This window comes from Rhizobium aethiopicum, from assembly GCF_900094625.1.
Lineage (GTDB): Bacteria > Pseudomonadota > Alphaproteobacteria > Rhizobiales > Rhizobiaceae > Rhizobium > Rhizobium aethiopicum.
In genome coordinates this window covers 34,423-48,090 of sequence record NZ_FMAJ01000021.1, presented here as the reverse complement: position 1 = coordinate 48,090, position 13,668 = coordinate 34,423, and the positions used below count along the sequence as shown (strand labels likewise).

Annotated in this window: 13 protein-coding genes; 9 read left to right on the top strand and 4 right to left on the bottom strand. The window is 56.9% G+C overall.

The annotated features are described in order from the left end of the window. Positions 1-2 precede the first annotated feature (2 nt). From GA0061105_RS28195 to GA0061105_RS28180, 4 genes are all read right to left on the bottom strand, one after another. Positions 3-215, bottom strand: coding sequence for a hypothetical protein (locus GA0061105_RS28195; RefSeq protein ID WP_092754189.1), 213 nt, complete (start codon positions 213-215; stop codon positions 3-5). A 13-nt stretch (positions 216-228) separates the two neighbouring features. Beyond that, on the bottom strand, positions 229-2,073 hold the full coding sequence (locus GA0061105_RS28190) for a peptide antibiotic resistance protein (protein WP_092754186.1): 1,845 nt from the start codon (positions 2,071-2,073) through the stop codon (positions 229-231). 9 nt (positions 2,074-2,082) lie between these two features. Beyond that, positions 2,083-2,508, bottom strand: coding sequence for a helix-turn-helix domain-containing protein (locus GA0061105_RS28185; protein ID WP_064695396.1), 426 nt, complete (start codon positions 2,506-2,508; stop codon positions 2,083-2,085). 245 nt (positions 2,509-2,753) lie between these two features. Then, complete coding sequence (locus GA0061105_RS28180; protein ID WP_064695397.1) at positions 2,754-3,386, bottom strand: class I SAM-dependent methyltransferase; 633 nt, start codon at positions 3,384-3,386, stop codon at positions 2,754-2,756. Positions 3,387-3,919: 533 nt separating this feature from the next. Between GA0061105_RS28180 and GA0061105_RS28175 the strand changes: the two genes are divergently transcribed. The 9 genes from GA0061105_RS28175 to GA0061105_RS28130 all read left to right on the top strand — a co-directional run bounded on the left by GA0061105_RS28175 (position 3,920) and on the right by GA0061105_RS28130 (position 13,503). Next, complete coding sequence (locus GA0061105_RS28175) at positions 3,920-4,783, top strand: DUF6030 family protein (protein ID WP_092754183.1); 864 nt, start codon at positions 3,920-3,922, stop codon at positions 4,781-4,783. Between the two features lie 486 nt (positions 4,784-5,269). Beyond that, a complete protein-coding gene (locus tag GA0061105_RS28165; RefSeq protein ID WP_092754180.1) occupies positions 5,270-6,343 on the top strand; it encodes an endo-1,4-beta-xylanase in 1,074 nt (357 codons plus the stop codon). 31 nt (positions 6,344-6,374) lie between these two features. Further along, positions 6,375-7,526 (top strand): glycosyltransferase, encoded by a 1,152-nt coding sequence (locus GA0061105_RS28160; protein WP_092754177.1) that lies wholly within the window; start codon positions 6,375-6,377, stop codon positions 7,524-7,526. Further along, on the top strand, positions 7,526-8,032 hold the full coding sequence (locus GA0061105_RS28155; protein WP_064695401.1) for an acyltransferase: 507 nt from the start codon (positions 7,526-7,528) through the stop codon (positions 8,030-8,032). Before GA0061105_RS28160 ends, GA0061105_RS28155 begins: the two co-directional genes overlap by 1 nt. Further along, the gene (gene pssM, locus GA0061105_RS28150) at positions 8,029-8,931 is read left to right on the top strand and encodes an exopolysaccharide glucosyl ketal-pyruvate-transferase (protein WP_092754174.1); all 903 of its coding nucleotides are present in this window, start codon (positions 8,029-8,031) and stop codon (positions 8,929-8,931) included. Before GA0061105_RS28155 ends, pssM begins: the two co-directional genes overlap by 4 nt. Before the next feature lie 147 nt (positions 8,932-9,078). After that, entirely contained in the window at positions 9,079-10,581 is a 1,503-nt protein-coding gene (locus GA0061105_RS28145) for a lipopolysaccharide biosynthesis protein (RefSeq protein WP_092754171.1), read from the top strand. Positions 10,582-10,611: 30 nt separating this feature from the next. Further along, the gene (locus tag GA0061105_RS28140) at positions 10,612-11,643 is read left to right on the top strand and encodes a polysaccharide pyruvyl transferase family protein (RefSeq protein ID WP_092754168.1); all 1,032 of its coding nucleotides are present in this window, start codon (positions 10,612-10,614) and stop codon (positions 11,641-11,643) included. Between the two features lie 11 nt (positions 11,644-11,654). Continuing rightward, positions 11,655-12,476, top strand: a complete 822-nt coding sequence (locus tag GA0061105_RS28135) for a galactosyl transferase (protein ID WP_092754165.1) — start codon at positions 11,655-11,657, stop codon at positions 12,474-12,476. An 82-nt stretch (positions 12,477-12,558) separates the two neighbouring features. Then, on the top strand, positions 12,559-13,503 hold the full coding sequence (locus GA0061105_RS28130) for a glycosyltransferase family 2 protein (RefSeq protein WP_064695525.1): 945 nt from the start codon (positions 12,559-12,561) through the stop codon (positions 13,501-13,503). Positions 13,504-13,668: the final 165 nt, after the last annotated feature.

Below are 13,668 nucleotides of genomic sequence, written 5' to 3'. Positions count from 1 at the left end.
GCTCAGCCGTCGACGTGACCGGAAAGAGCGACCTGCGCCGACGACACGGCGACGGCCAAATCGATGGCTTTCACGAATATGCCGCCGGCTTTGCGCAGGCTGCTCGCGGTCGCCAATTCCCCCGTCGGATTGAGCGGTTTGACGGTGCCTGCGTCGAGATCGACGAGCCAAAGACCTTCCTCGCCCGGTATTCCTAAAATAACGGCTTTCGCCATGTAATGCCCCTCTTTAAAAACCAGCCTTCAACAGGCCCTCCCGATATAGCTCTTTTTGCCAGTGTTCCTTGAAGGGAACGATGGCGAGCCACTTCTCGACATCGAACACCGGGTTGATGCTTTCGGCGCGCTGCCGATGGAAGAGTGCCCGTTTTCGATCGCCGATCATTGCGCAACTGGCCGCGGCGATACGATGGGCCGGCGCTTTGTCTTTCATCGTCTCGACATAGGCGATGGCGTCCTCATACTGTTCCAGGAAAAAACTTGCTCCGGCGGCACACCAAAGATAGGCGTCGGGCGCGATCGGATTAAGCGAAATTGCCTTCCTGATCTTGGCGAGCGCGTCGCCCGGGCGGGATGCATGCACGAGCGTGTCGGCATGGCTGTAGATGACATCGGCAAAATGCGGGCTGAGCTCTTCCGCCAGATGAAGGGCTGCGACGCTGGCATCCACATCACCGAGATAAAGTTTGGTGACGCCGAGCTCACGGTGGCCCGCCGCCGATCCCGGATCTCGCTCGATCGCGCGAAGCGCATGCTGCTCCGCCAGATGCAGCAGCTCATCGTTTCCCTGCGCCGTCACGAGCCACTCGCTGGTGAAAGTTCTTGCCAGGCCGGTAAATGACGGGGAGAAATCCGACCGATGCGCCAGCGACTGCTTGAACGCCTTCCTCGCCCGGCGAATATGCGGCAATGTCAGCTTGCTCATCAGGCTCGAGCCGACGAGATAGGCGTGATAAGCCTCGGGATTGGCTTCGAAGCGTAACCGCTCCTCCTCGTTTTCAGCCAGCTCACGCGCCACCGACACGGTCAACTGCTGGGCGAGAGCCCGCCTATGACGCGGCAATATATCGGGAGTCATCCTGAAACGATTGGCCCAGATGATCTCATCCGTAGGGAAATAGATCAGCTGGGCGAACAATCCCTCTTCGGAAAGCCGGGTATCCAGGAGATAGGCGATCGAATGCCTGGCGACCACGGCCGCCTTTTCGGAGTCGCGGCGGATTTGTCCGGCCGTATGCGGAGCGACGATGGAAATATGTCGAAGCGCACAAAGTTCAATCGTGACATCTTCGATCAGAGCGTTCGCGAGGGCAAGTCCGGCATCGGCATGTTTCGATGTCGGGGGAAGCAGCACCAGACGGGGCAGAATCAGCGGCGTCGGCGATACGCGGTCGATGGCGGTCGACTGGCTTGCGGGTTCGGCACGCTTCACCTCCACCCTGGTATAGGCATCGCCACTTGGCAATCCCTCGCCGAACGACGAGCCGCCGGGTAGCCGATGCAGCAATAGCCTGACCTGCTCATCATTCGGATCCCGCTCGAGGATTTGCAGGGCGGCATTGGAGATGATGCGAGCCGCGCCGGGCTTTTGCACATCGGGTAATGCCTCCAGCAATGCTTGGCGCAATTGCAGCGCATGGGCGTCCCGCTGCGCCCTGATCCAAGCGTCTATCGCCTTTGTCGCCGGCTTGATATTTCCGATGAAACCCCGCTGGGTTAACTCGGCGATCGCCTGCAGCCGATCCAGCGGCGTGCCGCCGGCCCGAAAGACATCCAGATCGCTGGAAACCGCCTGCCTGTTGAGGCAAACCGTCGTGGCCGTGAAATCGAAAGCTATTTCGACGCGTCCGGCGTCCATCTCACGGATGCGAGACAGCATTTTGCGCAGATTGAGCCGCGCCAACTCCGGTTCGACGTCGCTCCATAGAAACTGGGCCAATTCATAACGGCTGAGCTCATGGCTCACACTCGCATAGATATAGGCCATCATCATCAGACCTTTGATCGGATAGCGAACCGGCTCGCCATTCGTCTCGGTCAACCGCAGATCGCCGTATGTCTGCAGATGAAGCACGATCCGTCCTCAGTTGTTGACAGCCGAATCTTGCAACTCGCTGTCGATGTCCGGCAATCCCGCAACCGCCAGACTTTTGGCCAATGCCACCAGTTTTTGCCTGATATTCGGATCCTCGATCGCGATGAACGCCTTGTTGAGCGCCAAGCCCTCCTTCGAGGACAAAAACTTGTTCAATTCGCTCGTTTCGCCTTCGATCGGCCCAGAACCGCCGTTTTCGAAGAAGAAGCCGATCGGCACGCGAAGGATCTCGGAAATGCGCTGAAGACGGCTGGCGCCGATCCGGTTCGTTCCTTTTTCGTATTTTTGAATCTGCTGGAAGGTAATGCCCAGAAGTTCGGCCAAACCATGCTGGGTCATCCCGAGCGTCTTTCGTCGAACTCTCACGCGGTTGCCAACATAGACGTCGATGGAGTTCGGCGATTTGGCCTTCATGTGAATAAGTCTCCCGCTTTATCGGCACGCCCGCTGTATAATGGAGAGTTTAAGCAAGAATGCAACTAAAAGTAAATATTTCGTAACGGTTTTTTTCAGCGCCGCATCCAGTAGAAACAACCTATGGACTACTGCGGCGAACGACGCCATCTCCCGCCGCCTGCATCCGCGCTACAGGAGCGGCAGGATGAAGACGCGGCAGCGGGATAATGCTAGAGAAATCGACCTGCCGCTTCCACACTTGCCTAGAGCGGCTTTTCTGCGACGGCGATCATTGATTTGGCAAAGGCGCTAATTCTTCCAACATATTCGAAACGGACATTATCGAAGCCGGTCTCCAGCAACAGTGTGCGCAGCGTGTTTTTCGACCAGAATTTGATATGTCCGTGATCCTTCAGCGGCATGAAGTGATCGTCCATTTTTCCCGTCACAGCCAGCGCAAGGTTCTTCAGATAGCCGTGATAGGGTGTAGACATCACCGCGATCCCACCCGGCTTGACAAGATCAAACATCGTCGAGGTAAAGGTCTTGGGATCGTAGACATGCTCGACGACCTCCAGGCTGATAACGGCATTGAAGCTGCCATATTCGCTGCACAGATCGTCATAGGCCGAGCCGACGCTCAGCGCCAGTCCGGGATAACGTATATTGGCCTTGCCGATCCCGTCGCTGGAGGGATCGACGCCGACGACATCATATCCTGCTTTCGCAAGTGCCGCGGCGGCTCCCCCGGTGCCGCATCCCAAATCGAAGACGTCGTTTTCGGCAGAACCATCGAAATGATCCCCCAGCACATCGAAAACCTTGGGCAAAATATAGGAGTGCGCCGTTGTCGGTTTGGCGTGAACGTAAGTGGTTGCGTCTAGCTCGATGGACATGTCATCTCCTTTCGTGGTTGCAACGCACCCTATCGATCAATACGTCGAAAATTTGATATAACCTGCAAAAAGTCTGTGATTGCAAAATAACAATGGATAATGATCCGCGGTTTTATTGAATAAATTTCAATCCTATGCGCGAAAATAAAACAGAATATTCAAGAAACTCCGGTTGTATTTGTCAGTTTTCACCGTTCTCTCGACCGTCGGCTGAAAATATTTATGTCAATTCAACAAATATTTTCAAAACAGCCAAATTATTTCAAATACAATCACAGCGACACCTGTTGATACGGTCACAGAAGCAGCAAGATCAGCGGTTATCCCTCCCGCGTTTGCCGACCGCTGTATCGAAAATTTTCAGCTGCAATGCTGTTTGAAGCGTTTCGGCGGAATCAGCCGCCTGCTTTTCAATGAAGGCGCGGATTATGGCGCTTGGTTGCAGACACGAGACCAAAGATATTTAACGGATCATGTATACTGCTGGATCTGGACAAACCAACGAAACCTTCCCGCGTGCCGGAGAAGACAGCTTGCTCGATAATTCGTCATATGCGAAACAGCCGGCAGGAAAACCGCGTATTCCTGTGATCTTCTGGTTGCTGCTAACGATGTCGCTCTCGCTGGTCATCGGAACGGTGCTTCTTTCCAACGATATGAGACACTTGAAGGCGGTCAGCCATTATTTCGGCTTCGATCCTTTTCCCCCTCAACTTAAGACCCTACCACCCAAAGCGCTTCCCCGCCCGGCCCCACCGGCGACTTACAAGCTGCCGCCGCACGCCATCGATGCACCAGTGGCACAGACCGCTTCAGCTTTTCTGCGCACATGGCGCCTATCCGGGCCTGCAATGTGCGCGGCATTGCGCCAGGCGGGCATTCAGACCAGCGAATGGGCAGCGGCCAGCTTTAACGCCGACACCTTCGAGTGTTTTTACGAGCATAGCGGCAAGCGCGAGAAGGATCAGCTCACGAATTCCATCTTCGTCATCGTTCGCGGCGACGCCGCCGGCGCAATCAGCAATATGCGCGCAAAGATCGTCAATCCCGGAATGGATCAGAATGGCCAGCTCGACCCAGCCGTTCTGCGCATTTTCGAAACCATGCTGCGTCAACCGCAATGGCTGGATTTTCATGAAACCTTGAACGCGATAAAAAACCTAAAGGATGTCAAGGAAGACGGCTTCGGAGCCAACATTAGCTTCACTCACGAAGTCCTCAATCCGGAGCGTTACAATTTTACCCTCTCCCTGAATGCAACGTCGGGCCCGCAGAAACGGACGAGAAATTTTTTTTCCGGCAGAGCATGGCTTCCCGCGCCGGAGCCCGCCTTTGCGGCCAGCCGCACGCAACCGGAACTTCTCCGTCAAGAACCGCCGGCAGAACATCGCAACTAGTCTGAGCTCTCCAGCCGCATGCGGCTCGCTTCAGGCTATGCGACTTGCATCACCGTCATAGCTGGACAGGATCCTGTAACGCTCCGTCAGGCGCCGGCCCAGACCCCAGAGTCGCTCTACATTGAGGTCCTGAGTGGCCTGCGCAAGTTCGTCGCCGAGCAAGCGAACGACGCATGCCGATCGCGCAACCGCGACGAGGTTCTGAGAGCGCCACGATAAGGGGTTTTGGACAGTCGCCATAAAAAAAGCGGCATTTTGAAATGTCATAAAAAAATAGCTCATCAAATAGTTAAACCAACTCTACCTTAACGAGCTTCCTCCGCAGCGGTTTATATCTTGCAACCGTACCCATCCACGCCGCTGAAAATACATCGGAAGTTGCATTACTGATTGATTTTAAATCGAATCCGCGATGGGTCGCTGTCCGTAGGCCTGACCCTTCAATTACGTCGCACGCGTGAAACACAGCTAACGGTGAGAGAAAGAATGAATAGAAGACGTTTCCTCGCCTCCTTCCCGCTCGCCCTTTTATATGCGCGCGCCGGTCAGACTTTGGCGCAAGTGCCGCCGTCCGCCGGGCTGCGCGCCCTTGCCGACAGAAAATCGTTTCGATTTGGTTCGGCCATCGATGCGAAGGATGTCAACAATCCGATCGCGTCGCAGCTATACATCGATAACGTCAATTCGATAACGCCGCGAAACGAGCTTAAGTGGAATGCAACGGAAAAAAGACCCGGCGTCTTTTCCTTCGGCCCAGCCGATCGACTTGTTGCGTTTGCACGCAAAAACAACATGAGGGTTTATGGACACACGCTCGTCTGGTATCGCACGCCCGATTGGGTGTCCGCTATCACCGAAGCCGAGACCATTCGCGTGGCGATGAACCGTCATATAAAACAGGTTGTCACTCGCTATAAGAAGTCGATCGATGCTTGGGACGTGGTGAACGAGCCGTTGGAATATGATGCGCCGGATCTGCGGAATTGCGTTTTCCGACGCCTGCTTGGCGACGACTATATCCGTATGAGCTTCGACATGGCACACGAAGCCAATCCAGACGCAATGCTGGTTCTCAACGAGACGCATCTGGAGAAAAAATCCGACATATTCGAACAAAAGCGCGCGCGCATCCTGAAGATTGTCGAGGATCTCGTCGCCAGAAAGACGCCGATCGGCGCCGTCGGGCTGCAATCGCATTTCCGCCCGGGGCTCGATCGGATCGATCCGGAGGGGATGGGCCGTTTCTGTGCAAGGCTGAAGGATATGGGTGTCGGCGTTTTCATCACGGAACTCGATGCGTCCTGCCACTTCCTCAACCGCGACCAGGGCTTCACGCCAGTCTCCTATGCCGAGATTTTCGGTGACGTGATCACCGTCGCTGCCGAGCGTGGTGACTTGAAAGGCGCCTCCGTTTGGGGCATGTCGGAGAAATATGGCGAGCTTGACGAGAAGGACACCAATCCCGGCGCGGCATGCACGAAGCGCGTTAATCTTTACGACGAAAACAACGATCCGAGAAGTTCGGTTGATGGCATCAAGCGGGCAATAGAGGCAATGTGATCGCCAAGACAGCGGAGACGCGAACAGATTCATGAGAAAAGCCGTTATTTACGTGGAAAAATTTTTGCCTGCCAGCCAGGCATTTGTTCTCAACCAGGCGGTGGCATTTCGTTCCTTCGAAGCTGAAATTCTTGCCGGTTCGCGAATTTCTTCCGCCCACACGAAAAAATCGACTGTTCCGGTTCACGACATTCGTCGATCTCCTGTTGCGCGGGCCGGCGAGCTGCTTCTGAAAATTCCGCAGGTCGGCTTGCCTTTCCTCTTTCCCGCCGTCGGCAAAGCCGATCTCGTCCACGCGCATTTCGGCAAGAACGGCTACGTCATCGGTCCCCTGGCGCGGGCCGCCGGCAAGCCGCTCGTCACGACATTTCACGGCTTCGATGCCACCTATCGCGGCGATCCGAAAAAACCGGGCGGCTTCAACCAGGTGCGCTTCTTCGCCAAGGGCCGGAGTGAGATGGCGGGCTGGAATAGCTGGAACATCGCGGTTTCTGATTTCATCCGAGACCGGCTGCTCGCGCTCGGCTTCCGCGCCGACCGCGTCTTTCGCCATCACATCGGCATCGATCTCGATCTCTTCAAAATGGAACCGCGTCCACGAAAAAAGGGGCTGGTGGTTTCCATTGCCCGTTTCGTCGACTATAAGGGCCACCGCTTCATGATCGACGCGCTTTCACGCGTGGCGGCCGCCGGCACCCCGGTTGAATTCGTCATGGTCGGACAGGGACCGTTGAAGGAGGAAATCGAAGCCTTGGCGCGTCGTTCCTTGCCAAGCGTCACGATCCATGAAAATCTGTCGCAGACAGAGATAAGGGATCTGCTCGCCAGTGCGGAGCTCTATCTTCATGGCAGCGTGACCCTCGACAATGGTCACGCGGAAGCCTTCGGCCTCGCCAATCTGGAGGCCGAAGCCGTCGGTACTCCGGTCGTCGCATTCCGCTCGGGAGGCGTGGGCGAAGCGATCGAAGAGGGGAAAACTGGTTATCTCGTGGAGGAGCGGGATGTCGCGGGCATGGCGGAAGCGGTCGGAAGGCTGCTCAACGACCAGGGCCTGTGGACAGCCTTCAGCGCGCGCTCACCGCTTCTGGTGGCCGAGCGCTTCGACATACGTCGTCAAACGGGGATGCTAGAGGACTATTACAGTTCCGTACTAGACCAATTTTCCAGCCGGGGTCGGACTTGATGGTGCAGACAGGAAAGAAGCCGAAGTGGGGACTGAACGTATTTCGGCCGCTGCGGAACGGGATCGTTAAGGCCAAGTGGCTCTATTACACGAAATTCTGGGGTATGGACATCGATCCCACGGCCAGCTTTTCGCTGAGCGTGCGCTTCGACAAGACCAACCCGAAAGGATTGCACATCGGCGCCGAAACTTACGTCGCCTTTGAAGCCGCCATCCTGACCCATGACCTTACACGAGGGCTCTACCTTCACACGAGGATCGGCAAACGCTGCTTCATCGGCGCCCGCAGCATCATCCTGCCAGGCGTAGAGATCGGTGATGAATGCGTCATCGGCTCCGGCTCGGTAGTGACCAAGAGCGTGCCGCCGCGCTCGCTCGTCGCCGGCAACCCGGCAAAGATAATCCGCAGCGATATCAAGATCATTTCGCGTTACGGACGCATGGCCCGCGAGGACGATACGGTCACGCAGCTCGTGACGCACTTGCCGACTGGAGAAGCACGATGAAGATGTTTGCCTATCGTGGGAAACATGAGAATTTTGGCGACGAGCTGAACCATTGGCTCTGGGAGCGTCTGCTGCCCGGCTTCTTCGACGATGATGAGAGCCAGCTCTTTTTGGGCATCGGCTCGATTCTCTACGATAATTTCGATCCGAACATGCAGAAGATTGTCTTCGGATCGGGCTATGGCGGATACACCAATCCGCCGAAAGTCGACGGCAACTGGACCTTCTATTTCGTGCGCGGAAAAAAGACCGCGGAAGTCCTTGGCATTGACTCAAGTTACGCCATCGGCGACTCGGGCATCCTCACGCGCAGCTGCTGGGACGCAAAGACCGTTGAGAAGCGTTATCCGGTCTCCTTCATGCCGCATTATGAAAGCGCCATGTATGGCAGCTGGGACAAGGTCTGCGATCTCGCCGGTATACATTATATCGACCCGCGCTGGTCGGTGGAGAAAGTTCTGACAGAGATCAGCGCGTCGCATAAGATCGTCTCCGAGGCAATGCATGGCTGCATCATCTCCGATGCGCTGCGCGTTCCTTGGCGGGCGATCCGGCCGATTGCACCGGGCAACCGCGCCAAGTGGTATGATTGGGCGAGTGCGCTCGATCTGGAGATCGATTTCGACCCGATCGGCCCGTCCAACCTCGTAGAAGCAGGCGCGTCGCTGGTGCGGAAGAACACATATCTGTTGAAGAACATCACGTTCCGCCACCGCCGCATCCGGCAGCTGACCGGCAACTATGTCTTCGGGTCGACGGTCAAGACGCTGCAGCGGGTGGCTGAAAAGCCGGGACAGCTCAGCTCCGATACGGCTATCGTAAGAGCGCACGAGAAAATGCTGGCCGAACTGGATCGGCTGAAGCAGGATTTTTCCAAGAAGACGGCCAGCGCCCTTTGATGTCGCAGACCCCGTGACGAGGCAATAAGGCATGATGCTTTGTAATTCCGCCAACGTTCTCAGCTCCCGCAAGGGCAAGAAGCACTCCGGATGGGCCCGCAGCTCGTTTAAAAGGTCGATGTCCCAGACCTCGGGAGCCGTTCGCCCATGAGCAGTGTTACCGACCGCCTGATTCGGGGCAGCATATGGCTGAGCCTCTCCCGCGCCATCGTCAACGCGCTCTCCGCGCTCAGCACCTTCGTGCTCGCCTGGTATCTGGTGCCGGCCGATTTCGGTCTTGTCGCCATTGCAACGACGATCCAGGTGATCCTGAGTTCGGTCACTGAACTCTCGCTCAATCAGGCACTTATCCGCCATGAATCGCCCAGCGAAACTCATTTCAGCGCGGTCTGGACCTTGAGCGTGACGAGAAGCGCTATATTGGCGCTGCTGTTTGCCGCCGCGTCCTATCCGATAGCCGAATTCTATAACGAGCCTCGGCTGACGAGCGTGATGCTCGCCTTGAGTTTCAGCTTGCTCCTGAGCGGTCTCGCCAATCCGCGCCGTGTCATGCTCCAGCGCGATCTGATTTTCTGGCAGGAGTTTGTCCTCAACGTCTCGCAAAAGCTGGTCGGATTTGTCGTGACCGTGGCGATTGCAGCCATCTATCAGAGTTATTGGGCCCTCGTGATTGGCACCCTCGCCTATCAGGTGACCAATATCATCGTTTCCTATACCGTCCTGCCGTTCTGGCCGCGTATCACCTTTCGGCATGCACGCGAATTGTTTTCGTTCTCAGTGTGGCTGACGGCCGGACAGATCGTCAACACGCTGAATTGGCGCATCGAATATCTGCTGATCGGCAAGCTGCTGGGCGCTACACAGCTCGGCCATTATACGGTCGGCAACACCCTTTCGACGCTACCGACGCGCGAAGCGACGGCGCCGTTGAACCAGACGATTTATCCGGGCTTTTCCAAGGTCCGCAACGATCCGGTCCGGCTTATCGCAGCCTATCAGCGTGCACAGGCGCTTTTGGCGGCCGTGGCGCTCCCGGCGGGAATCGGCATGGCAGTCGTGGCCGAGCCAATGATGCGGCTTGCCCTGGGAGAGAAGTGGGTTCCCGCCATCTTCATCGTGCAGGCGCTCGCATCGGTCTTTGCCCTTCAGACCCTCGGCTCGCTCGTCCAGCCGCTCGGCATGGCGAAGGGTCACACAAAGATGTTGTTCATCCGCGACACGCAGATGCTGGTGGTCCGCATTCCCATCATCATCGCCGGCCTTGTGATGGCCGGGCTTCCGGGCGTCGTTTATGCGCGGGTGTTGACGGGCCTGATTTCTACCGTGGTCAACATGCTTCTCGTCAAGCGCTTGATCAACCTGCCATTCTTCCAGCAGCTTGCAGCCAACTTCCGCGCGCTTGCCAGCGTCGCCTTGATGGCCGCGGGCGTGTTGGGATTGTCGCATATTCTCAGCATGCCGACCGACAAGCTGCACTTGGCCCTTCATTTGGCCGTCCTGGTCGTCGCCGGCGGCATCATCTATGCCGGATCGAGCCTCGTTCTTTGGCTTGCGATGAAGAAGCCGGACGGCCCGGAAACCGAAGTTCACCGCATCATTGTCAAGTTCCTGTCAAAAGCAAAACGTATTGCCGTACCCAAATCGGCTTAAAGCTAAACGAACATCAACAAGAGAGGCAGAATGACCAGCCAATCCAGATCGGAGCTGATCGCAAAACTCAACGGCATGATCCATGATTGCCTGAAGGACTATGTCTCGCGCGATGAACCGCTTGCGATTCTCGATTTCCCCGACATTCGTAATTGCGGCGACTCGGCGATCTGGCTGGGAGAGATGGCCTATCTCAAGGATCGCTTCGGCAAGCGCCCGGACTATGTTTCCAGGCTTCACGATTTTTCCACCGACGAACTGAAACGGCGGGTTCCCACAGGCCCGATTTTCATCCACGGCGGCGGTAATTTCGGCGATATCTGGGTGGCCCACCAGGACTTCCGCGAGATGATCATGGAACGTTTCCCGGATCGGCAGATCATCCAGTTTCCGCAGTCGATCCACTACAGTTCGGCTGAGCGCATCGAGCAGTCCAAACGGGCCATCGGGCGCCATAAGAATTTCGTGCTGCTCGTGCGCGACGAAGAATCGAAGGAGTTTTCCGAAAAACACTTCGACTGCACCGTGCGGCTCTGCCCCGACATGGCCTTCGCCATCGGCCCGCTTGCCGAAAGGGCGACACAGATCCCCGTTCTCGCCATGTTGCGGGAGGATGCGGAACGTGTCGGCGGCACCGATCGTAAGATTCCTTCCGATATTCCTGTGGAAGACTGGATTACCGAGTCCAAGCGGAAGGTGGACATCGCCAAGAAACTGGGCGTAGCTTCGGCCTATCTCGCGTTGAAACCGAGTGAAGTTGCCTTGCGCAGGCTGGACGCGGCGGCTCATAACCGCTTCGAGCGTGGCATCAGTCAGATTTCGCGCGCCCGCGCGATCGTGACCGATCGCCTGCACGTCCATATCTGCTCGCTGCTGCTCGGCCGTCCGCATGCGGTGCTCGACAACAGCTATGGCAAAATCCGCCGCTTCATGAATGCTTTCTCCGGCGGAACCGACCTTTCCTATAAGGCGACCTCGCTCGAAGACGGGATCGAGTGGGCGCGTCACCAGGCTTCCAACGGGCGTGTCGCTGAGAAAGAAGCTGTGGGCCTGCGGGCTTGAGGGAGATTTCGATGCCACTTGTCACCTTCATCATCCCGGTCCGACATCAGGACAACGCGCGCGATTGGAGCAAGCTGAAGGCAAATCTCGGCCAGACCGTAGCTTCCATCTCCAACCAGACCAATGGAGATTGGCGCGGTATCATCGTCGCCAACGAAGGGGCCGATCTGCCTGACCTGCCGGAGAAATTCTCCGCTGTGCGCGTGAGCTTTCCGCCGAACGACATGCATGAGCTTGGCAAAGGCAGCAAGGAGGACTTCCTCGACGCGTTCCGCGCCGACAAGGGCCGGCGCGTCCTGAGCGGCATGCTGGCCGCCGCCGACAGCCGCTTCTTCATGATTGTCGACGACGATGATTTCGTCAGCTCGCGGATCGTCCAGTACGTTTCCGAAAACCAGAACGCCAACGGCTGGACGATCGACCACGGCTACATTTGGGACGATGGCGGCAATTTCCTGCTCGGTCATGATGACTTCAGCCATCTCTGCGGGACGTCGCTGATCATTCGGGCCGATCTTTATGAACTGCCACAGCGGTTCGAGGACGCTTCGCTCGACTGGATCAAGTCGATGCTGGGCAGCCACGTCCGGATTGGAGATATCCTTGCCCAACGCGGGGCGCCGCTGGCCAAACTGCCGTTTCGGGGGGCGGTCTACCGGGTCGCCCATGGCGGATCGCACAGCCGAGCGCCGAGCCTGTTGCGGCAGTATTTTCTCAATCGCGGCGTGCTTCTGAAGCCGCGACGGTTGTTGCGCAATTTTCGCAAGCTGAGGGTTCTCGGCCACGGTTACCGGCGCGAATTTTTCGGCGGGGCGCGATCGAATCCGGCATAGGACTCCGATCGGCACACTATCGCGAAGGCAGTCAAATTATGGGGCTTTTCTCTTTCGACTTCACCAAAAGGGTTGGTCAATGATGTCGGATCTTTCCGTCAGCGTGCTCTTTTCATCCTATAATGGCGCCAGCCGCCGCCTGCGCTATACTTTGGATTCCTTGGTGCGCCAGGAACTCCCCCATGATCGGTGGGAATTGATTGCCGTCGACAACAATAGCAATGACGGCACGTTTGACCTTTTGAAGTCCTATAGTGACAAGCTTCCCATCACCATCCTGCAGCAGCGCAAGCCGGGAAAGTCCGGCGCCCTGAATATGGCCTTGGATCGGGTGAAGGGGGAACTCATCGTCTTTACGGATGACGATGTTCGCGCCGAGCCGAACTGGCTAAAAGCGATCGTCGACTGCGCCGCGGCCCATCCGAGTTATGGCGTCTTCGGCGGCAGAATCGTCCCTGATTGGGAGAAAGAGCCAAACGACCGGTTCATTCAGTGGATTCCGATGGGATCCACCTTTGCGATCGTCGATGAAACCCAAAGCGGACCATGTGACCCGACAAAGGTCTGGGGCCCGAATACCATCGTCAGACGCGAACTGCTCGGAACGAGCGTGCGCTACCGCGAAGATATCGGTCCTCTTCCCGGGAAGATTTTTGCCATGGGTGAAGATGCGGAAATCATCATTCGCCTGGCGGCCAATGGCGCCAAATCCTATCGATGCGCCGAAGCCGTGGTTCATCACTGGATTCCGGCGTCGAGCGTGACGGAAGATTGGGTACAGAAAAGAGGCGAACGGCTTGGCTACGGCATGCCCGCGCTCTTTCCCGACGAGGTGCCTGGGGGAGTAAGGTTAAGCGGGGTTCCGCTTCCGACCTGGATCGAAAGTGCGCAATGGGCTTTCCGGGCAGCAATGCTTTATCTCCTGCCGCAATCGAAGAAACGGTTCTGGGCAATCTGGAAATATTACTACATGCGTGGCTATCGCGCCGGAATTCGCCGGTATGTGTCCCAGACAATGGCACAGTGATTGATTGCCCGGGAGGCAGTAATTTGAGACTATCGGTGCTCACCAGTCATTTACGGCAGTATTTGCGTCCACGCATCGACAGCGTTCTATCGCAGGCCCAGGTCATCGGTAAGGCGTGAGCCGAATCCGTACTGGGAGGCGATCCGACCGAAACGGGGGCCGGAG